This window comes from Mitsuokella sp. AF33-22 (assembly GCF_003475755.1).
Taxonomy (GTDB): domain Bacteria; phylum Bacillota; class Negativicutes; order Selenomonadales; family Selenomonadaceae; genus Mitsuokella.
Window position 1 is genome coordinate 15,692 of sequence record NZ_QRQA01000015.1, and the last position, 21,525, is coordinate 37,216.

Consider the following 21,525-nt stretch of genomic DNA (forward strand, 5'->3'; position numbering starts at 1 on the left):
TCGTCATGCTTGACCGCCTTAGAAATATTCTATATAATAAGTATGTTATTTTTTTATAGTTTAAAACGGATCACCGGCAGAAATGGAGTTTGATGAAATGGAAATCCTGAACTCGATTGTCAATGCAATCAACAATGTACTCTGGTCCTACGTCCTCATCGTCGTGCTCGTCGGCTGCGGCCTCTGGTTCACGTTCTCGACGCGCTTCGTGCAGCTGCGGCTGCTGCCCGAGATGCTGCGCCTCCTGACCGAGGGCATCGGCAAGAAAACCGAAGGCGACGCCATCAGCTCGTTCCAGGCCTTCTGCGTCAGCACGGCCTCGCGCGTCGGCGTCGGCAACATCGCGGGCGTCGCCATTGCCATCGTCACGGGCGGCCCGGGCGCCGTCTTCTGGATGTGGGCCATCGCCTTCCTAGGCTGTGCGACGGGCTTTGTCGAGAGCACGCTCGCGCAGATCTACAAGCTGCCGCGCGGCAACGGCAAATTCCACGGCGGCCCCGCGTACTACATCAAGAACGCGCTCGGCCAGCCCGGCATCGCCAAGCTCTTCGCCATCCTGATCTCCGTGACGTTCGGTCTCATCTACGTCTCGGTCCAGGCCAATACCATCGCGCTCTCCGCGAAGACGGCGTTCGGCATCGACCCGCTGCTCTCGGCCGTCTTCCTCTGCGTGCTCACGGCCCTCGTCATCTTTGGCGGCATGACGCGCATCGCGAAATTCACGGAATTCCTCGTGCCGATCATGGCGGGCCTCTACCTTTTGACGGCCTTCGTCATCATCGTGCTGCACATCGACATGATTCCCTCGATGTTCGCGCTGATCCTCCACGACGCCTTCTCGCCGCAGGCAGCCGTCGGCGGCGGACTCGGCACGGCCGTCCTCACGGGCGTCAAGCGCGGCCTCTTCTCGAATGAAGCCGGCGAAGGCTCCGTGCCGAACGCCGCGGCCACGGCCGATGTCACCCACCCCATCAAGCAGGGCCTCGTGCAGTCGTTTGGCGTTTACGTCGACACCTGGATTGTCTGCTCGGCCACGGCCTTCATCGTGCTGCTGACGGGCCAGTACACAATCGGCGGCGACCTCACGGGCATCGAGCTCGCCCAGGCCTCGCTCGCGAGCATCTTTGGCCCCATGGCCCCCGCGGCCGTCGCCATCCTCATCCTGATGTTCGCTTTCAGCTCGATTGTCGGCAACTACTACTACGGCGAGATCAACATCGCCTTCTTCGAGGGCAATACGAAAAAGGCCCTGACCATCTTCCGCATCGGCGTCGTGCTCATGGTTCTCTTCGGCTGCCTCGCCGAACTCTCCCTCGTCTGGAACCTCGCCGACCTCTTCATGGGCTTCCTCTGCCTCACAAACCTCTACGCCGTCGCGCGCCTCTCCAAATACGCGCGCATTGCGCTGTTTGACTACGTCAAGCAGAAAAAACAGGGCGTCGAGGAGCCCGTCTTCGACCCCGCCATCTTAGGCGACGAACGCGGCGTCCACGCCTGGGGCGTCGACCGCGAAAAATAATACATCCCACCCAAAAGGAGCTGCCAAACGGCAGCTCCTTTCGCGTCCCCAGGCTTTCAGCCCGTGCAATGGCGTCCCCTTTAGGGAAGCTGTCAGCGCAGCTGACTGAAGGGGTGACGGCTCGCAGCAACTTGCCATTTCCATGCAAATTGAAATATGCGCGGAACTTCGTCCATGGACCTCTTCCGGCCCTTCGGGCCACCTTCTCCGTGCGCGGAGAAGGCTTGGGGCTCGTGCAGATAGCGTCCCCTTTTGGGAAGCTGTCAGCGCAGCTGACTGAAGGGGTGACGGCTCGCAGCAACGTGTCATTTTGATGTAAATCAAAATATGTGCAGGTCCTCGCCCATGGACCCCTTTCGGCCCTGCGGGCCACTTTCCCCGTGCGCGGGGACAGCTTGAGGCTCGTGCAATGGGGAGGATGAGGTTGGGGAAGCTGTCAGCGTAGTTGACTGAAGGGGTGACGGCTCGCAGCAACAACAAAAAAAGACGCGGCAGGCGTGATGCCTGCTGCGTCTTTTTTTCTATCAGAACTGCCAGTTGATGCCGATGTTGCCCTGCCATTTCTTGTGCCAGTCGCTGCCGAACGAGCGCTGGACGTCGCCGTAGAGGATCGTGCGGTCATTCAGGCGGTACGTGCCGCCAAGGCTGGCTTCGTACCAGGTGCTGCCGTAGTCACGCGACCAGTCCATCGTCTCGCCGTCGGCTGCAGAGAGATGCATCGCGCGGCGGCCGCCGAACTCGTGCAGCGCGGAGAGGCGCAGGTAGTAGTCAAGCGGCTTCTCGGCATCCGGCGTGCGGCGGCCGAAGACGAAGCCGACGCGGCCGATGAAGCTGTCGTAGTCGTCCATGTGTACCTGCTTCTCGCGTGCCGTCGTGTAATGCGTGCTGCCGAGATGGCCATAGACAAGCTGCGCCTGAGGCTCGATGAAGACACCTTTGTCATTGAGTTTCATCGTCTTGCCATACTCGAGGCTCAGGCTCGCCGCACGCGTGCGGTAATTCGCCTGATCCGGGTACGAACCGAACGTATGAAGGTCCACATCATCGCGGCCCCACTTGGCCACGGCGTCCGTGTAGACGCCCGAGTCGCCGAACCACGTGCCGTAGACACCAGCCGCCAGCGAATGGTTGCTGCTCGTGCCGTAGTCGTAATGCGGCGAAGCGATGCCGCGCTCGCCGAAGAAGCCGTAGAAGCTCTTGGGATCCGCCGCGTAATCATAGCCGAGCTGCAAAGCGTGATAGCGGCTGTCGTAGCCCGGCCCATCGAACTCGCCGCCGTACATGCGCGCCCAAATGCCCGACGCATCCTGCTTGTCCTTGAGGAACCGCAGCTCGCCCATACGCTGGCGCAGCGTCTCGATATCCATGCGGTACGAGCCGTAGGCGTAATCGGCCGCGCCGAGCAGCGGCTTCGTGTCCTTGTTGATGCTCTTCTGGATTTTCGTCAGGTACCATTCCGTCTCTTTCCCAACGACATTCCCCTGCGCATCCTTTACCGTATCGCCGCGCTGGATGGTCGGTGTCACATCCCAGAGCCCGCCTTTATCGAGGGACTTGCCGGCAAATACGGCGTTCCTGCTTTCATCCGTGATGAGTAGCAGATTCCTGACACCGGTCACCTCCTTGCCCGTGAGGAAACTCTTGTCGTAAACCTGCACGCTGCCCTGGCTGCCGGCCGCAGCTTCAGTAATGTTGATTTTGTCGCCATCCGTCTGGCTGTCCAGGTCCGTCTTCATCAGGAACGTACCGCCTTGCCCGTCGAATGTACCGATGTTTAGCGTCTGGTACGCATCATTAGCCCTCATATCCACCACAGAAGACGTATTGGTCAGGGATGTCAGAGAGCTGTCGCCCTTCATATGCCAGATTGAACCATCCTGCATCGTCAGATTCAAGGTTCCGGCCGTATCGGTATTCTGATAATCAGTGCCACGGCCTTCCCAATCGCCTTGCTTCAGCGTGATATTGGCAGTGCCACCATGACCAGCAGAGATATTGCCCTTGATTTCGCCGCCTTCCGCCGTAGTCAAATCAATGGTTCCTGCCGGCAGATTCGTTGCCTGGGTTTCATCGATATCAGTATCAATATCCGCCATGATATTGCCGTAGATGCCTTTGGCCTTGTCCACGGTGATCGTTCCGTCGCTCAGTGCCGCCAGCGCCGAAGCATCGACATCCCCGTAATCCTTATCCTGGTAGCTAAGATCATTCAGATCCTCGTGAACATTGATGATGGCATTCTGCTTGATATTTACATTGGACAGCCCGAAATAATCGCCATAATCATCTTTCACTTTTTCGACTCCTGCAAGAACGCCTGCTGCCCCTGCATTCTGAATCCGTACAGTGCCACTTCCATCTTGATGTTTCCCATCAAAAGTAATGGTACTACCGTCCAGCGCTTTCACTTCTCCGTTGATGAGATTGTTGTCGGCATTGAGCGCAATAGCACCCTCATACCGGCTGTAAAGAGCTGCATCTGCCCCGGAAACGGTAATATTCTGAGCCGTTCCCGTTACAGCACCGGTAATATCTTGTATCCCGTATCCCCTTCTCCGGTACCACCAATGATCTTCAAGGTATCCTGTGCATCCAGCGTGATTTTGCTGTCGTCTGTGGAAGCACCGTTTAAAAATATCCCTCGGAAGCCATCTACCGGAGGATTGCCATCCAGAGTGAGGTTCCGGCCGCTGAGAGACATGTCCACCAATCCCATTCCCTGCAGGGCTGTGCTGTAGCCGTTAACATTCAGATTTTCTGCTGCTTTCATTGTGAGTTTCGCTGTGGATGGATATCCGTAGGCATAGACGCCCACAGAATAATAAGCAAGATTTTCATTGGGTGTGCTGCAGGTAACATTGATATTCTTTGCCTGAAACTCCATCGTCCCATCTTGATATATCTGATCCATATGGATGCCGCGCTGCTCATTATCCAGATTGAAATCTCCGGTCATGTTGAATTTGACACTCTTAGCATCCTGTCCCAATATCCCATGGCTGCGCACCAGTGGACTATTCGCCGATGTATTGTTGTTAATAGAATCAATAGTCACCGAATGACCGGAAATGGAAGATGTGCTTTTGTTACTAAAATACAGAGTCTTTACAGAATGGCCAGTTAAATCATCGTCAAATACTTTGTCCCTGCTTTTCGCATCATTATAGAAATGATAATCAGCTCCCGCAGATTTCCCATCAATTTTGTCATCTATGGTCAGTCTGCCATTTACACTCCGGAAACTCCGATTGTATCCGACTGCTTCGAAATCGTATGTTCTCCCGTCGGCTTTCCCCACATGGATCGTCATGTTCTGTGCACTGTCGGACACAGCAAAGGCATCTTCCATCGTAGGACGATTGAGAAAAACTCCTTTTTCAAAGGTATATTCGGATTTTACGTCGGCAGGAGGAATGATCTCTCCCTGATACTCCACAAAATCCGTATAATCTCCTGGATGGCCGGTAAACGCCTCCGCTGCCCAGGCATGGTTCTGGAATGCATATCCTCCCGTAACGGCCATAACAGCCAGCATGATCCGCAGCTGTTTTGCTTTTTTTCGATTCATACGAAACCCTCCCATAATACATATGGTGTAAATCCGGTTTACATCATCATGGCTCTCGTTCTACATAAACTGGGAGGATTGTAGCACATATCAAAAAAAAAAAACAGTGCTAAATATCGATTCTTTCTTATCCACAAGCCTAATCTTATTCTAATGAAATTTTAGTCAATTTTTCATAGTCTTTCTCGTGAAGACATCGCTATTGAGGCAAGAATCAAGTCGCCACAAGGATTTGTTTGCATTCAGACATCATAAAAATAAAATTCATAAAACTTTTGTATTGTGGTACAGGACTAACAATCCCGTGAGAGCTGCCATGCAGGAAAACCTGCATGCTGATAATTAAAATGCACACGTCCCCATGGACCTCTTCCGCCTCGCAGGCTCGGCACCTTTTCCGACCTCATCCGTCAGCCTATCGGCTGCCACCTTCCCCAAAGGGGAAGGCTATGGAGAAGTCTTCGCTTCGATGTAGATAACTCAAGCGGAGAGATGTATTCCGCCTGGAGGCGCAGAGCGATTGCCCGCAGGGCTGGGACCCAACAAAAAAAATCCTTTGCGCTGAATGTCAGAACGCCGCGGCAGGCGGCGAGCTGTCTTTGTCGTTCGTAGTAGATTGGTCCCCATTCAGCGTCGCGCTGAAGCCGGAATACATCCCGCAGCGCCTTGCCCATGGACCTCTTCTACCGCTGCGCGGTCCCCCTTCTCCGTGCGCGGGGACGGCTTTGGGCGTCCCCTTGGGGAAGCTGTCAGCGCAGCTGACTGAAGGGGTACCTGCTCGCAGAATCATAGTGCTTCCGTGTAAACAAACATCACGTATCACAATCTCATTTCATCGAGCAGCAACGCCAATACCTGCTGAATCCCCTATCGGCCCTGCGGGCCACTTTCCCCAAGGGGAAAACTTGTTTAGCCAGCCGACTCCGCGCATCGTTGCGCCCTCATCCCTGTCCTTTCACATTTAGCGGCGCGACGAAGCCGGAATACATTCCGCAGCGTCTTGCTGCTAGCTGCCTCCAGCCCCTGACAACCTTTCGTTTTATATGATATAATAAAGACAAAAAGAAAAGGTGCCTGCCATGAAGCCGAAACGGTCTTACAAAGATTCGCTTTTCCGTCACATCTTCAACGACAAGCGGCGGCTCGCCAGCCTCTACACGGCCCTGACCGGCCGCAGCGTTGCTCCGAAGGACATCACGATCACGACGCTGCGCGGTGTGTTCTTCAACGACATCAAGAATGACATCAGCTTCCGCATCGGCGACCGCGACATCATCCTCATGGAACACCAGAGCTCATGGAATCCCAACATGCCGCTGCGCATGCTCTGGTACATCGCCAAGCTTTACAGCCGCCAGCTCGACTCCCGGGAGCTCGTCTACCGCTCGCGTCTCATCCCCATTCCCGCGCCGGAATTCTACGTCTTCTACAACGGCAGTCACGACGAACCCGACTACCAGGAACTCCATCTTTCCAGTGCCTTCTCTCACGCAACCAATTCCCTTGAGCTCGTCGTCAACTGTTACAACATCAACTACTCCACCCAAAATAGGCTCCTTGATTCCTGCTACGAGCTTCGCTGTTGCAGCATCTTCGTACAGAAAGTCCGCGATGGCCTCCGAGACGGACTTGAGCTCAAAATTGCCATACGTCAAGCCATTACCTACTGCAAGACACATGACATATTAGCAGATTATTTCCAGAAGAACGAAAGTGAGGTGTTCGATATGGTCAACTTCAAATGGGATCAGAAACGCGCGCTCGAAGTCGCAAAAGAAGACGGTTTCGCTGATGGCGAGCGCAAAGCCTCGATGAAGATCGCGCTGTCTCTTTTAAAAAAAGGCCTTCCAATAGGCATCATCACCGACTCGACCAACCTCTCACTTGAAGAGATCCGCAAAATCGCCAAAGACAACGGTCTGGCCTTCTGACTAGTCCCTTAATACAAAAGCGAAAAAGCCATGTTCGTATTTTGAGCATGGCTTTTTCTCCATTCAAAGTACTTTGCCCATGGACCTCTTCTGGCCCTGCGGGCCACCTTTCCCGGGGATGCCACCGGCATCCCGCGCTTCGCGCCCGTGCGCGGAGTTACCATGCAAGAAAATCCCCTGCGTCTTGTTGCTTCAGCTGCACACGTCCCCACGGACCTCTTCCGGCCCTGCGGGCCACCTTCTCCGTGCGCGGAGAAGGCTTTTCTTTCGAAGCGTTGCCTCCCCGACCTCATCCGCCCTTCGGGCACCTTCCCTCAACCTCATCCGTCAGCCTATCGGCTGCCACCTTCCCCAGAGGGGAAGGCTTTGGGGAAGGCTTTGGATGCAAAAATCCTTCTTCCGGCATGCGGAAGAAGGATTTTTCGGTTTCTATGACGTACCGGCGGTGCGGACAGGATTGTGTCAGGCGCACGGACCGGAAATGCTGGTCAGATATGGAAGAAGTTCATGCATTTCATGGTCAGCTGCTTGGCGTCGGCGTTTTTGTGCTTGAGCAGGTACTCGAGCGTGTAGACGTAGAAGAACGAAGAGATTGGGACGAAGCGGCGGCCTTTGCGGAAGTTGCCCCAGATCAGGAGCTTGTGGTAGATCTTGGCGAAGTCCTCGGGGGTCGCTTCGTATTTCTTCATGATGCGCCGGAGCTTCCAGTCCGACTGGCAGGCGGCGTAGATCTTCGGCAGCAGCGCGGAGTTGTGGACGTCGTCGCTGTAGGCCTGGATGAGGCGGTTGACGACGGACGAGCGGTGCAGGGAATGGTACATCTCCAGGCCGAACACGCCGATGATTACGATCAGCACGAAAAAATAAAGTGAATATACGTTCATGCTCTCACCTCAGCGCATGGGCTTGCCGGCCGTCGCGGCGTAGATGGCGAATTCCTCGCGGCCATCGAGCGCCAGCGCCTGGTTGAGCGCCGCGTCGTCGAACGAGCCAACGGCACAGACGCCGGTCTTGACGGTCTGCGCCGCGAGATAGAGATTCTCGCAGACGTGGCCGGCATCGAGGAAGAGATAGCGGTAGGCGCGCGGGCCGTAGCGGTGCGTCATGCGGTCGCGCACGGCCGACCAGACGAAGGTCACGGCGCTCTTTTCCACCATGCGGCGGCCCGGGAAGGCCGCGAGGAACGCTTCTTTGTCGAGGTCCGTGAGCAGCAAGAGCGCGTGGTCAAACGGCAGGAAGCGGTAGAAACCGGGCTTCAGCCCTTCGACGCGCTGCACGAAAAGATACGTCTCGAGCGCGTGGCGTGCGCCGGCCGACGGCACGTTGCGCATGCTGCCGCCGTTCGGCAGGGCCATCTTGACGCCCTGCGTGCACCAGAGAAGATACGAGAGCTCCTTGACGGGGATGGGCTCGTCCTGCTGGTACTGGCGCACGGAGGTGCGCAGCTCAATGGTTTCAAGGAAATTGACGTTGATGTCGGGGAAAAAATCCGGCTCGGGCAACGTCACAAAGCTCCTACCGTTCTGCGGCGGCACGTATTTCTCGGGGGCCGGCACGGGCACGCCCTCTTGCAGCGGCACATCCTGGCAGTGCTCGAGCGTCGTGCCGGCCATGAACTGTTCTTCAAGCGAAAGATCCAACATCATCACCTCAGAGATTCGGGCGGACGCCTGTCTTGCCCGTGAATTTATGGTAGCTGGCACCTTTGCGGCGGCCCATGAGCTCGGCGAAGAGCTCCTCCGGCGAGATGTTGTGGTACGCGAGCAGCACGAGGCAGTGGTACCAGAGATCGCCCATCTCGTAGACGATATCCTTGCGCACGTTGTTCTTCGAGGCGATGATCGTCTCGACGGCCTCCTCGCCGACTTTCTTCAGGATCTTGTCCTGGCCCTTCTCAAAGAGATAATTCGTGTAGGAGCCTTCGACCGGGTTGACGCGGCGGTCCTGGATGACGTTGTAGAGGTCGTAGAGGACGGTCGCGAGGTTGGCCTTTTTCTCCGGCGGGATGACGGCGATGCCCTTCTGCTCCTCGCCCGCGAGCTTGCGGCCCGAGAAGCAGGTGTACGTGCCCGTATGGCAGGCCACGCCCGTCTGGTGCACGCGCACGAGCAGCGTGTCGCCGTCGCAGTCATAGGAAATCTCGCGCACGCGCTGGACGTTGCCGGATGTCTCGCCCTTCTGCCAGAGCTTCTGGCGGCTGCGGCTGAAGAACCAGGTGTAGCCGGTCGCAAGCGTCTTCTTGAGGGATTCCTCGTTCATGTAGGCCAGCATGAGCACCTGGCCGTTCTCCTCCTGCACGATGGCAGGCACGAGGCCTTTTTCATCAAATTTGACCATCGAGATATCGACGTTGTTTTGCATTTGTTCCATCAGAATCGAACCTCCACTCCGCGGGACTGCAAGTATTCCTTGACCTGACGGACCGTGAACTCACCGTAATGGAAGACGGAAGCCGCGAGCACGGCGTCGGCCTTGCCGAGCGTCAGCACATCGTAGAAATGCTCGAGCTTGCCGGCACCGCCCGAGGCGATGACGGGCACATCGACGGCCTCCGATACCGCGCGCGTGAGCTCGATGTCGTAGCCGTCCTTCGTGCCGTCGGCGTCCATGCTCGTCAAGAGGATCTCGCCGGCACCGAGGGAGACGGCTTTTTTAACCCACTCGAGGCAGTCGAGCCCCGTCGGCGTGCGGCCGCCGTTGACGTAGACTTCCCACTTGTGGTCGCCCGCGCGGCGCGCATCGACGGCGAGCACCATGCACTGGCGGCCGAAGCGCTCGGCCCCCTCGCGCAGAAGCGAGGGGTTCTTGACGGCGGCGGTGTTGAGGGACGTCTTGTCGGCGCCGGCCTTCAGCATGCGGCGCATGTCTTCAACCGTGCGGATGCCGCCGCCCACCGTGAACGGAATGAACACCTGCGAGGCGCAGTCGCGCGCGACCTGAACCATCGTCTGGCGGTCGTCGCTCGAGGCCGTGATGTCGAGGAAGACGAGCTCATCGGCGCGTTCGGCGTCGTAGCGGGCCGCGAGCTCCACCGGGTCGCCCGCGTCGCGCAGCCCGACGAAGTTCGTGCCCTTGACGACACGACCGTCCTTGACATCCAGGCAAGGAATAATGCGTTTTGTATACATATATTTTAGTCCTCCTTCGCCGCGATTTCAATAGCCTGCGCGAGGTCGAGCGTGCCCATGTAGATGGACTTGCCGACGATGACGCCTTCGATGCCGTCCGCTTCATGCGGCTTCAGGGCCTCGATGTCCGCGAGCGACTTGACGCCGCCCGAGGCGACGACCGCGACGCCGCTCTCGCGCGCAAGCTTGGCCGTGGCCTCGACGTTGACGCCAGAAAGCGTGCCGTCGCGCGAAATATCCGTGTAGATGATCGTCCTGACGCCTGCTTTCTTCATCTCTTTGGCGAGTGCCGTGGCCTCGACATCGCCCGAGACACCCCAGCCGTCGACGGCGACGATGCCGTCCTTCGCGTCGATGCCGACGACGATGCGGTCACCGTACTTCGCGCAGGCTTCCCGCACGAGCTTTGGATCGCGCACGGCCACGGACCCCAGGATCACACGGCGCACGCCGAGCGCGAGCACGTCGTCGATGTTCTTCATCGTGCGGATGCCGCCGCCGAGCTCCACGGGGATGTCGACGGCCGCAAGGATCTTCTTCACCGTCTCGAGGTTGCGCGACTCGCCCGCAAGCGCCCCGTCAAGGTCGACGAGATGCAGGAACTGCGCTCCCTGTGCCTGCCATTTCTTCGCCATTTCCTCGGGGCGGTCCGAGAAGACCGTCTCCTGCTTGAAGTCCCCCTTCAAGAGCCGCACGCATTTTCCGCCGCGGATATCGATTGCTGGAAAAATAATCATCGGAAATCCCCCTGCCTCTCGCTGTTCATTGCTGATTGTTCCATTGTTCCATTTGTATGGTTTCGTCCCGTATGTCTTCTTCCGAAAAAACGGCAAACGGCCGAAATCACGTTCAGCCGCTTCGCCGTTCTCGTTTTCCTGTATATGGCTGCCTCTCAGCTTTGCCTCTTATGCTTCGATAAAATTCTTCAGGATGTGCAGGCCCACGTTGCCGGATTTCTCAGGGTGGAACTGCGTAGCCTGGACGTTGCCCTTGGCGACGGATGCCGTGAGCTGCTCGCCGTACTCCGTCACGGACGTGATGACCACGGGGTCCTCGGGCACGGCGTGGTAGCTGTGCACGAAGTAGACGTAGGGTTTCTCCCCGAGCCCTGCGAAAAGGTCCGCCTTCTGCCGCGGCTCGCGGATGGCAAGCGAATTCCAGCCCATGTGCGGCACCTTGAGTCCCGGGGCCTGGATCTTTTTCACGAGCCCCGGGATGAGGCCGAGGCCGCGGACGCCCGGGCTTTCCTCGCTGCCGTCAAAGAGAATCTGCAGGCCGACGCAGATGCCGAGCAGCGGCTTGCCTTTTGTGACGCAGTCCAGGAGCGCCGGGATGAGGCCGCTTGCCTCGAGGTTCTTCATGCAATCGCCGAAGGCCCCGACGCCCGGCAGCACGATCTTGTCGGCCGCGCGGATGACCGCCTCGTCACTCGTGACGCGGACATCGGCGCCGAGTGCCGCAAAGGCCTTCTCGACGCTGAAGAGGTTGCCCACGCCGTAATCGATTACTGCAATCATACTTCCGCCCCCTTACAATGAACCCTTGGTCGAAGGAATGCCCTCGACGCGGGGGTCGTCCTCGACGGCGATGCGCAGCGCATGGCCGAGCGCCTTGAAGATGGCTTCGACCTTGTGATGCGAATTCTTGCCGTAGAGCACGCGGACGTGCAGCGTGATGCCCGCATGGACGGCAAACGCGCGCAGGAATTCCTCCGTGAGCTCCGTGTCGAAGCCGCCGATCATCGGGGCCATCTCGCCGCCCTCGTAGACGAGGTACGGCCGGCCACTGATGTCGAGCGAGACGAAGGCCAGCGCCTCATCCATCGGCAGGTAGAACGTGCCGTAGCGGCGGATGCCCTTCTTGTCGCCGATGGCCTTCTTGAAGGCGTCGCCGAGCGCGATGCCGATGTCCTCGACCGAGTGATGGCCGTCGACGTCAATGTCGCCGTCGCAGGCCAGCGTGAGATCCATGAGACCGTGCGAGGTCATGAGGTTGAGCATGTGGTCGAAAAAGCCGATGCCCGAGTCGATGACGCCGTGGCCGTTGCCGTCGAGGTTCAGGATAAGCTTGATGTTCGTCTCTGCCGTCTTGCGTTCGACGGTTGCCGTGCGCATACTCATGCTCTGCCCTCCGTGAATGCCTTGAAATAATTGTACCAGGTGTCGTTCTCCTCGCGGCGGCCCATCGAGATACGCAGGCAGTCCTTGAGGCCCGGCGCCTCGCCGAAGTGGCGCACGCCGATGCCCTTCGACTCAAAGAGCTCGTTGAGGGCCTTGGCCTCGGCATAGTGCACGAGGATGAAATTCGTCTCGGACGGGTAGACCGTGACGCCCGGCAGCTTCTTGAGCTCTTCCTGCATGCGCTTGCGCTCCGAGATCATGATCTGGATGTGCGGGATGAATTCCTGGCGCATCTGGTAGCAGATGTCGGCCGTGACGAGCGACAGGACGTTCATGTGGTACGGCATGTACGATTTGTCGATCATCGCCACGATCTCGCGGCTTGCGAGCATGTAGCCGACGCGGCACGAGGCAAGGCCGTAGGCCTTCGAGAACGTGCGCGCGATGATGAGGTGCGGGTATTTTTTGAGGAGGCCCGTGGCCGTCTGGCCGTAGAATTCGATGTAGGCCTCATCGACGAGGAACGGGCAGGAAATGTTCTTCGCGATGTATTCGATCTGGTCGAGCGTATAGGCGTTGCCCGTTGGGTTGTTCGGGTTGCAGATGACGGCAAGCGACGCCTTCTCGTCGTTGACCGTGCGCACGAATTTCTCGATGTCAAGCGAGTAATCCACCGGCGAGAGGTCGACGGGCACGCCCGTGGCCTCGGCGGCCTTTGCGTAAATCGTGTACATCGAGAACGACGGCTGCGGGTAGACGATCTTGTGCGCAGGCGAGCCGCCGAAGCAGTAGAAGAGTTTCTCGATGATCTCGCTCGAGCCGCTGCCGATGAGGATGTTCTCCTTCTGCAGCTTGAAGTTGCGCGCGATCTGCTCACGCAGGAGGTCGTACTCCTCATTCGGGTAGCGGTTGAAGGCCACGCACGAAAGGCGGCTCATCACGCGCTCCGCCACGAGCGGCGGCATGTTCATATTGCATTCGTTGGCATTGACCTTGATGTCCCAGTCGCGTTCGACGACGTCGTAGGACGGCATATCGGCAAGGCCTTCGCGATAGTTGAAGTTCGTCAATTCCCTTTCCCCCTCATCGTATCTCAATATCTCAGTATCTCGGTATCTCTCATGCATTTGTTCATCCATGTTCCCGGCGCATAACGCCTGCCTGGCAAAACAATCCGGCAAGACGGCCGGTATATCGCCCGTATCGGCGTGCGCGGCAGCCGTGCGGCTTATTTTTCGCGCTTGCGCAGGCGGATGGCATTGGCATGGGCCTGCAGTCCCTCCGTCTCGGCGAGGCGGATGATGTCCTCGCTGACATCCTCGAGCGCCGGCTGCGTGTACGAGATGATGCTCGTGCGCTTCATGAACGTCTCGACGTTGAGCACGGAGTAATAGCGTGCCGTGCCGCCCGTCGGCAGCACGTGGTTCGGCCCCGCGAAGTAATCGCCGAGCGGCTCCGGCGAATACGCGCCGAGGAAGACGGCGCCGGCGTGGCGCACGTACGGCAGCAGCTGGAAGGGCTGAGCCGTCAAAAGCTCCATGTGCTCCGGAGCCGAAACATTGGCAAAGCACATGGCCTGCATCATGTCGTCGGCGATGACGATGAGGCCGTTGCGGTCAATCGAGGCCTGCGCGATCTCGCGGCGCGGCAGCTTCGCGAGCTGCTTCTCGGCTTCTTCTGCGACCTTTGCCGCGAGCTCCGCGTCGTCTGTGATGACGATGCTCGACGCGAGCGGGTCATGCTCGGCCTGGCTCAGCATGTCGGCGGCCGTGTAGACGGGGTCGGCCGTCTTGTCCGCGACGATGAGGATTTCGCTCGGGCCTGCGAGCATGTCGATGTCGACGTGGCCGTAGACCTCTTTCTTCGCCAGGGTCACGAAGATGTTGCCCGGGCCCGTGATCTTGTCGACGCGCGGGATTGTCTCCGTGCCAAAGGCCATCGCGGCAATCGCCTGCGCGCCGCCGATCTTGTAGATCTTCTTGACGCCGGCCGCGCGCGCGGCGACGAGGACGTACGGGTTGATCTTGCCGTTCTTCGGCGGCACCATCATGATGATCTCGCCGACGCCTGCCACAGCGGCCGGCACCGCATTCATGATGACGGAAGACGGATAGGCGGCCGTGCCGCCCGGCACGTAGATACCGACGCGGTCAAGCGGGATGAGGGACTGGCCGAGGATCGAGCCCTTCTCGCGGTACGTCATCCACGAATTCGGCTTCTGCTCCTCGTGGTAGCGGCGCACGTTCGCGGCCGCTTTGCGCAGCGACTCGACGACGGCGGGGTCCGCGGCCTTCTCGGCTGCCGCAAACTCCTCCTCCGTCACGAGGAAATCCTCGGGCTTGTAATCGACCTTATCGATGAGGTGCGTGTAGCGGATGACGGCATCATCACCCTCGCGGCGCACATCGCCGACGATCTGGCGCACGAGCTCGGCGGCCGTCATGTCGCGGCCGAACGTCTTCTTGTTGGCCTCGCGGATCTTCGGGTTGAGCTCGACTTCATCGAAGGCAGCCTTCGTCAGAAGGCGTTCGACCTCGGCCTCTCCTGCTTCACTGGCTTTTATGATTCTCATTTATGCTTCCTCGCTTTCCAGGATTTTCTTCAGATCGGCCGCCATCTGGCTGATGCGGTCAAATTTGAGCTTGAAGCTCACGCGGTTGACGATGAGACGTGCCGTCGCGTCGAGGATGTAGGCAATCTCCTCGAGGTCGTTCTCGCGGAGCGTCGTGCCCGTCTCGACGATATCGACGATGCTTTCCGAGAGCCCGACGATCGGGCCGAGCTCGATAGAGCCGTTGAGCTTGATGTATTCCATCTGCATGCCATGCTGGTTGAAGAACTGCTCCGCAATGTGCGGGAACTTCGTCGCGACGCGCGTGTGGTCGTAGTCGACGAGCTTCTCGCGCTTTTCGGCCTTCGGCACGGCCATCATGAGGTGGCAGCGGCCAAAGCCGAGATCCAGAAGCTCATAGACGTCCTTGCCGGACTCCAGCAGCACATCCTTGCCGATGACGCCGATATCCGCCGCACCGTACTCCACGTAAGTCGGCACATCGGCCGTCTTTGAGACGATGAACCGGATCTTCTTCTCTTCATTCGTAATGACCAGCTTCCTCGACTTGTCCGAGAGCCCTTCTGCCGTGTAGCCGATCTTCGCGAGCAGGTCGGCGGAAAGGGAAAACAGCTTGCCCTTCGGCAGGGCGATGGTCAAGTACTCCATATTATTTGACGTCATAGCGGACCTCCAAGTTTTTCTGTTAGTCTTTATCTAATTAAAGCGTTAACATGTAAAATATGTTAACATGTAATCCTGTTTTCGTCAAGATTTTTTCTAGTTCTGTTCATCGGCGGCCTTGAGGATGCGCAGGACGGGCGGGTCTAAAAGGCTCGGCGGCTCGTGGTGCTGCGCGATGATGGCGGCTTCCTCGACAAGGCCGGCGGCGCGGAGCTTCGCGGCGCCGATGGATGGATGATGGCGGTAGACGTAGAGCGCATGGCCGAGTTTCTGCCACGGCACATGTGCGTCACGGCACATCATCCGTCTGCCGACGGCGGGCAGGCCGTGCATCACGAGCACGGCGAAGACCTTGCCCATGACGTCGAGGTCCCCCCTGACGCGTCCCACGTCATGCAGGAGCGCGCAGCGTGCGAGAAGCGCCCGTTCCTCACGCGGGAGATGCTCGCGTGCCGCCATCTCCTCCGCCATGCGCTCCACATGCAGCACGTGGCACTGATCCGCCGGATGCATCGCGCGGAAAAGCGGCAGAGCGTCAGTCGGCAGCAGGGCCTGCACGTGGCGCCAGTCTTCCTCGGTCATATGCTCCGTCATGGCACGTGCAAACTGGCGCACGCGCCTTGCCCCCGGCAGGCGCCAAAGTTTTCCTTCCCGCCCTGCACCATGCCTTCTCATCCGAGATACACCAGCTCGTCGTAGCCCTTGGCCTGCTGCATGGCGGCCGCTTCCGCGCGGGTCTGGCCCATGAGAGCAAGCTCAACGACCTTGCCGGCCTCGCGCAGCTCCTGTGCCTTCGTGATGGCCTCCGCCTCCCGGCCTGCCGCATAGCTCAGGTAGACATCCTTGGGCTGATCGGGCTTCTCGAGGCCCTGGCGCGTCAGCGCGAGCAGGATGCGCTCGATGCCGATCGCAAAGCCCGTCGCCGGGCAGGCCGTGCCGAACTCCGAGAGCAGGTGGTCGTAGCGGCCGCCGCCCGCGAGCGGGAAGCCGAGGCCCGGCGTATACGCCTCAAAGACCATGCCCGTGTAGTAGCTGAAGTCACGGATGATGCCGAGGTCGAAGCGCACGTATTTTTCAACGCCGTACGACTGGAGCAGGCGGTAGATGGCCGCGAGGTTGTCGAGCGCGCGGCGGCTCTGCTCATTGAGCGCGAGCGCATAGCTCTGCTGCAAAAGCTCCGCGCCGCCATTCAAGAGCGGCAGGCGGTTGAGCGTCTCGCGGGCCTTTTCGGGGAGGTCAAGCCCCGCGACGATCTCGCCGAACGCGACGAGGTTGTGCTTCTCCATGGCGGCCTTGAGCTTCTCCTGCGTCGCCGCCGCGAGCTGGAACTGGTTCATGATGCCCGTGACGAACTCGACCTGGCCGAGGCAGATCGTGAAATCCTTGAGTCCGACGCGCAAGAGGCCCTGGATAGCCAGCGCGATGACCTCGGCATCGGCAAAGGCCGTCGCACTGCCCATGAGCTCGACGCCGCCCTGATGGAACTCGCACTGGCGGCCCGCCTGCGTCTGCTCGTAGCGGAACGCGCTGCTGATGTACGAGAGCTTCAGGGGCTGCGGGTAGTCGCGCAGGCGGCTCGCGGCGAGGCGCGCGATTGGCGTCGTCATCTCGTGGCGCAGCGCCACCGTGCGGTTGTCCTTGTCAAAGAGCTTGAAGAGATGCTGCTCGAGCTCCCGGTCGGTGCCGCGCGTCAGGTTCTCGAGGTATTCGATCGTCGGCGTGACGACCTCGTCGTACCCCCACTCGGCAAAGAGCGAGGCGAGCTCCGCCTCGATGGCCCGCTTCTCCGCAGCCTCGACGGGCAGGAAGTCGCGCGTACCGTACGGGATCTCAAGGGCAAATTTCTGGTTTTCCATGTTGTTCTCTCCTAATCAGGTCATAGTCATCCGGTCATAGTCGGATTGCGGTCATCTCATCCTTGCTGGCTCCTGCCATCTGCTGGCATCGGGCGTCCCGGCCGCAGGATGTCTCACTTCTGCCGCGCGGGCTTTTGCGCATCTTCGCCCGGTGCGAGCCGGTCGAGCACGATGTGGTAGCCGTCTGCGCCGTAATTGAGGCAGCGCTTGACGCGGCTGATCGTCGCCGTGCTCGCGCCAGTGCGTGCGACGATGTCGTCGTACGTGTGGCCGGCACGCAGCATGCGCGCAACCTCGAGCCGCTGGCTCATCGCCTTGAGCTCGCTGATCGTGCAGATATCCTCGAAGAACTGGTAACATTCGTCCACCGTCTGCAGCGAGAGCATCGCCTGGCAGAGCTGGTCGTTGAGCTCATCCTTGAGTTTTGGGTTTACCATACCCTTCCTTGCCTCCTCCATCTCAGCTTCCTCAGCTTCCTTATCAAAACAAATTCTCCCGAAAAGCCCCGCCCGCTGCGAAACTTTTCGTCTTTATTCCTTTAGTCTGTGAAAATTTAATGTCATTATAGCACAGCAGGAGACAAAAGAAAAGGCGTCGCTGAAAAAATGTTACAGATTTTAATAATACGACCGGCAGGACACAGGATTTTGTAATTCTTTTGTCGAAATTCATCCATGTCTTGGAAAAGAGGGAATATTGCCATATTTAATAGGAAGAAACGATTCGATTGCGGGGTGTTTGCCTTGAAGACGTCTCCTGACTCCATCCGCTATTATTTCCAGCAGGAAAAGCGGCCGCTCGCCATCGTGACCGCGAGCGGCCTGCTCTACAATGTCGGCATGATTGCCTCGCCGTGGTTCGACGGGCAGCTCGCGCAGTGCCTCTACGACATCTTCGGCGGGCGCAGCACGGCTTCTGACATGTACCGGCTCTGCGCGCTCTACCTCCTCGTCATCCTCGTCGTGCAGGGCGCGCGCTATTTCAAGCGGCTCTACGTGAGGAAATTCGCCAACAACGTCAGCCTCGCCATGCGCGACCGGCTCTACCGCCGCCTCGTGCAGATGCCGGCAGGCAAGCTCGCGCACGAAGATACGGGCAGCCTCATGACGAAGGTCATCGCCGACATCGACGCGTGTGTCGAGGGCATGCGCAAGGCTACGACGGAAGTCTTCGACACGGGCGTCGTCATGGCCGCCTACCTCGTCATGCTGCTCTATTACGACTGGCGCCTGACGCTCTGCGTGCTCGTCTTCCCGCCCATCGCCTACGTGATTGCCAGTTTCCTGCGCCGCCGCGTCGCGCGTGCCGCGGCTCTCAGCAAGGAAAAGAGCGGCCTGCTCGCAGGCGTCACGCTTGACCGCACCCGGAATGCGCTGACGTATCGCCTGTACGGCGAGGAGACGAATGCGGACCGCCGCTCTGAAGAGGCCCTGCAGCAGTACGAGCAGGCCATGATCCGCGCGAACCTCTACGAAAACGCGCTGCAACCCCTCTACCGCATCACCGCGCTTGCCGGCACCGTCCTCATCATCTGGCAGGGCGGCAGAAACGTCCTCGGCCAGGGCTTCACGGCCTGGGACATCGCCGCGTTCTCGACATACCTCGCCTGCTTCCTGAAGCTCGCGGTCAAGGCCTCGCACGGTGCCAAGCTCTTCAACGCCGTCCAGAAGGCCCAGGTGTCGTGGCGGCGCATCCGGGGCTTCTTCGGCGGCGAAGGGCAGGAGCTGCCGGCGCCGCGTCCCATGGCCCGGCCCGCCGTGCTGCGCGTCCGGAACCTCTCCTTCACGTATCCCGGCGAAAAATCCCCCGTCTTTTCCCATCTGTCGTTTACGGCGCGCCCCGGTGAGATCATCGGCATCACGGGGCCCGTGGCCTCGGGCAAGACGACGCTCGGCCGACTGTTTCTCGCAGGTGCCCCGCACGGCGGCCACATCTGTTTCGGCGCGGAGGAAATCGGTCCGGGGCACCGCCCGCCGCTCGGCATTGTCGGCTACATGGGCCACGTGCCGGAGCTCTTCGCGGGCACGCTTGCCGAGAACGTGCGCTTCGGCAGCACGCGGGACATCTCGGAAGTGCTGGCAGATGTCTGCCTGACGAAGGACCTCCTGGACTTTCCCGAGGGGCTTGCAACGAGGATCGGGCCCGGCGGCCTCAGGCTCTCGGGCGGCCAGCAGGCAAGGCTTGTGCTCGCGCGCACGCTCTTTACAAATGCGCCGCTCCTCGTGCTCGACGACCCGTTTGCCTCCGTCGATTACGCGGTCGAGGCGGCCATCCTCGAGAGCCTGCGGCGCCATTACGCGCACGCCGTCATCCTGCTCATCTCGCACCGCCTCGCCGTTTTCCCCAAGCTCGACCAGGTCATCTGCCTGACGGGCACGGGCGAGGCTATCGTCTCCACGCACGCCGCTCTTTACCGCGAAAATGACACGTACCGCCGGCTCTATGATCTCCAGCACCGCAGCGGGCCGGACGGCGCAAAACAGCAGGACGAAGCTGAGAAAGGGGGTGGCCGCCATGCGTGAGTGCATCGTTTCGATCCTGCGGCAGCAGTGGCCGCGTCTCCTGGGACTCGCCGCCGTCATCGCGGCCTCCATCGCCGTGAGCATCGCGCCGCCCCTCGTGCTGCAGCGGGCCGTCGACGGCCTGGCCTCGGGGAATATCGCCCCCGACGCCCTGCTCCTCCTCGGCGTCCTCTATTTCGCGCTCTGCACCGTCTCCGGCCTCATCGACACGGGCAGAGAAACGCTCATCACCGTCCTCGGCCAGAAAATCACGCACGGCGTCCGCTCCGCCATGTGCCGGCGGCTCGGCCGGCTGCCCGCCTCCTATTTCGTCGCGCAGGAGCCTGGCCAGGTGACCTCGCTCTTCGTCAACGACGTCGACACGCTCGAGAACCTCTTCGACTCGGGCATCGTCAGCATGTTTGCCGACGCCTTCACCATCGTCAGCATCCTCGCCGTCGTCAGCCACCTGAGCCCCGGCCTCGGCGTGCTGCTGCTCCTCTGCCTGCCACTGCTCTTCCTGCTCACGCGCTACTTCCAGCGCCGCATGCTACAGGCTCAGCTCGACAACCGCCGGGCCATCGCGAAGACCAATGCCCTCATCCCTGAGACCGTCGCGAACATCCGCACGATCCACCTCTGCCAGCAGGAAGGCTACATGCATACGCGCTACCTGCGCGCCATCCGGCAGAGCTTCGCGGCCATGGAGCGCAGCAATTTCTGCGACTCCATCTACTCCCCGATCATCCTCACGAGCGGCACGGCCATCATCTGCCTCATGATGGCCCTCTCCGTCACGAGCGGCACGCTGCAGGAATTCTTCGGCATGACCGTCGGCAGCGTCGTCGCCCTCATCGCCTACGTGCGCCGCATCTTCACGCCGCTTGAGGCCATCGGCATGGAGATCCAGAGCATCCAGTCGGCCGTCGCGGGCATCCGCCGCCTGCAGGACTTCTTCGCCCTGCCGCTCATGCCCGAAGTGCCGAAAAAACGCGCAGACGAAAAAGCGGCAGCCTCCTCCAAGCTGCCGCCGCTCGTCATCGAGGACCTCGCGTTTGGCTACGGCGAGGAACCCGACCTCTTCTCGCACCTCTCCCTGACCATCCGCGAGGGCGAACACGTCACGCTCACGGGCCGGACCGGCATCGGCAAGAGCACGCTCTTCAAGCTCGTGCTCGGCTTCTACGCGCCGCGCGCAGGCAGCATTCGGATTGCCGGCCTCGCCCCCGCAGAAATCGCCGAACGTGACCGGCGCCGCCTCATCGGCTGCGTCTGGCAGGAATTCTGCCCCGTCCGCGGCGGCATCCGCGAGCAGGTGACGCTCGGCGATCCCGGCATCTCAGACGAAGAAGTCCGACAGGCCCTCGCGCTCACGGGACTCCTCTCCCTTTGCCAAAGCCTGCCGCAGGGCCTCGCGACGCCCCTCAAAGACGCCGGCTTCTCCCAGGGCCAGCTCCAGCTGCTCGGCATCGCGCGCGCCATCGTCAAGCACCCGCGCCTGCTGCTGCTCGACGAGATCACCGCCAGCCTCGACGCCGCCACTGAGAAACAGGTCCTTGCAGCCCTCAAACGTGCCGCCCAGGACCGCGCCGTGCTCTCCATCTCCCACCGCCTCTACGAAACCACCGGCGGCCGCCTCCTCGAGCTCCGGCGGCCATGAAAAGGAG

At 59.9% G+C, this 21,525-nt stretch carries 19 protein-coding genes; 4 read left to right on the forward strand and 15 right to left on the reverse strand.

The annotated features are described in order from the left end of the window. The first annotated feature begins 97 nt into the window (after positions 1–97). Positions 98–1,519, forward strand: coding sequence for a sodium:alanine symporter family protein (locus DWZ54_RS09790; RefSeq protein ID WP_118475921.1), 1,422 nt, complete (start codon positions 98–100; stop codon positions 1,517–1,519). A gap of 524 nt (positions 1,520–2,043) precedes the next feature. Here the strand turns inward: DWZ54_RS09790 and DWZ54_RS09795 are convergent. Then, positions 2,044–3,813 carry an autotransporter outer membrane beta-barrel domain-containing protein gene (locus DWZ54_RS09795; protein ID WP_118475922.1) on the reverse strand — a complete coding sequence of 590 codons (1,770 nt, stop codon included), beginning with the start codon at positions 3,811–3,813 and terminating at the stop codon, positions 2,044–2,046. 221 nt (positions 3,814–4,034) lie between these two features. Further along, complete coding sequence (locus DWZ54_RS09800) at positions 4,035–5,087, reverse strand: hypothetical protein (RefSeq protein ID WP_118475924.1); 1,053 nt, start codon at positions 5,085–5,087, stop codon at positions 4,035–4,037. 1,079 nt (positions 5,088–6,166) lie between these two features. Here DWZ54_RS09800 and DWZ54_RS09810 point away from each other — a divergent pair. Next, a complete protein-coding gene (locus DWZ54_RS09810) occupies positions 6,167–7,018 on the forward strand; it encodes an Rpn family recombination-promoting nuclease/putative transposase (protein WP_118475928.1) in 852 nt (283 codons plus the stop codon). Positions 7,019–7,506: 488 nt separating this feature from the next. On the opposite strand, the gene DWZ54_RS09815 is transcribed toward DWZ54_RS09810, so the two are convergent. The 13 genes from DWZ54_RS09815 to DWZ54_RS09875 form a co-directional block, all read right to left on the reverse strand. Continuing rightward, positions 7,507–7,902: a hypothetical protein gene (locus tag DWZ54_RS09815; protein WP_118475930.1), complete on the reverse strand. Its 396-nt coding sequence runs from the start codon at positions 7,900–7,902 to the stop codon at positions 7,507–7,509. Positions 7,903–7,911: 9 nt separating this feature from the next. Beyond that, positions 7,912–8,664, reverse strand: coding sequence for a SagB/ThcOx family dehydrogenase (locus tag DWZ54_RS09820; protein ID WP_233541678.1), 753 nt, complete (start codon positions 8,662–8,664; stop codon positions 7,912–7,914). Positions 8,665–8,668: 4 nt separating this feature from the next. Further along, positions 8,669–9,379, reverse strand: a complete 711-nt coding sequence (gene hisIE, locus DWZ54_RS09825) for a bifunctional phosphoribosyl-AMP cyclohydrolase/phosphoribosyl-ATP diphosphatase HisIE (protein WP_118476030.1) — start codon at positions 9,377–9,379, stop codon at positions 8,669–8,671. An 8-nt stretch (positions 9,380–9,387) separates the two neighbouring features. After that, on the reverse strand, positions 9,388–10,146 hold the full coding sequence (hisF, locus tag DWZ54_RS09830; protein WP_118475933.1) for an imidazole glycerol phosphate synthase subunit HisF: 759 nt from the start codon (positions 10,144–10,146) through the stop codon (positions 9,388–9,390). A gap of 5 nt (positions 10,147–10,151) precedes the next feature. Then, positions 10,152–10,883: a 1-(5-phosphoribosyl)-5-[(5-phosphoribosylamino)methylideneamino]imidazole-4-carboxamide isomerase gene (gene hisA, locus DWZ54_RS09835; protein WP_118475935.1), complete on the reverse strand. Its 732-nt coding sequence runs from the start codon at positions 10,881–10,883 to the stop codon at positions 10,152–10,154. Between the two features lie 168 nt (positions 10,884–11,051). Beyond that, entirely contained in the window at positions 11,052–11,663 is a 612-nt protein-coding gene (hisH, locus tag DWZ54_RS09840; RefSeq protein WP_118475937.1) for an imidazole glycerol phosphate synthase subunit HisH, read from the reverse strand. Between the two features lie 12 nt (positions 11,664–11,675). Beyond that, a complete protein-coding gene (hisB, locus tag DWZ54_RS09845; RefSeq protein WP_118475939.1) occupies positions 11,676–12,266 on the reverse strand; it encodes an imidazoleglycerol-phosphate dehydratase HisB in 591 nt (196 codons plus the stop codon). Beyond that, entirely contained in the window at positions 12,263–13,300 is a 1,038-nt protein-coding gene (gene hisC / locus DWZ54_RS09850) for a histidinol-phosphate transaminase (protein WP_233541683.1), read from the reverse strand. The genes hisB and hisC overlap by 4 nt, the downstream gene beginning before the upstream one ends. 194 nt (positions 13,301–13,494) lie before the next feature. Next, complete coding sequence (gene hisD, locus DWZ54_RS09855) at positions 13,495–14,838, reverse strand: histidinol dehydrogenase (protein ID WP_118475943.1); 1,344 nt, start codon at positions 14,836–14,838, stop codon at positions 13,495–13,497. Next, a complete protein-coding gene (gene hisG / locus DWZ54_RS09860; RefSeq protein WP_118015647.1) occupies positions 14,839–15,501 on the reverse strand; it encodes an ATP phosphoribosyltransferase in 663 nt (220 codons plus the stop codon). A 96-nt stretch (positions 15,502–15,597) separates the two neighbouring features. Continuing rightward, the gene (locus tag DWZ54_RS09865) at positions 15,598–16,176 is read right to left on the reverse strand and encodes an HD domain-containing protein (RefSeq protein WP_118475945.1); all 579 of its coding nucleotides are present in this window, start codon (positions 16,174–16,176) and stop codon (positions 15,598–15,600) included. Then, complete coding sequence (hisZ, locus tag DWZ54_RS09870) at positions 16,173–17,357, reverse strand: ATP phosphoribosyltransferase regulatory subunit (protein ID WP_118475947.1); 1,185 nt, start codon at positions 17,355–17,357, stop codon at positions 16,173–16,175. Before hisZ ends, DWZ54_RS09865 begins: the two co-directional genes overlap by 4 nt. Before the next feature lie 113 nt (positions 17,358–17,470). Next, a complete protein-coding gene (locus DWZ54_RS09875; RefSeq protein WP_118475949.1) occupies positions 17,471–17,794 on the reverse strand; it encodes a YerC/YecD family TrpR-related protein in 324 nt (107 codons plus the stop codon). A gap of 306 nt (positions 17,795–18,100) precedes the next feature. Between DWZ54_RS09875 and DWZ54_RS09880 the strand changes: the two genes are divergently transcribed. Both DWZ54_RS09880 and DWZ54_RS09885 read left to right on the forward strand, forming a co-directional pair. After that, complete coding sequence (locus tag DWZ54_RS09880; protein ID WP_233541679.1) at positions 18,101–19,879, forward strand: ABC transporter ATP-binding protein; 1,779 nt, start codon at positions 18,101–18,103, stop codon at positions 19,877–19,879. After that, positions 19,872–21,518 carry an ABC transporter ATP-binding protein gene (locus tag DWZ54_RS09885; RefSeq protein ID WP_118475953.1) on the forward strand — a complete coding sequence of 549 codons (1,647 nt, stop codon included), beginning with the start codon at positions 19,872–19,874 and terminating at the stop codon, positions 21,516–21,518. Before DWZ54_RS09880 ends, DWZ54_RS09885 begins: the two co-directional genes overlap by 8 nt. Positions 21,519–21,525 lie beyond the last annotated feature (7 nt).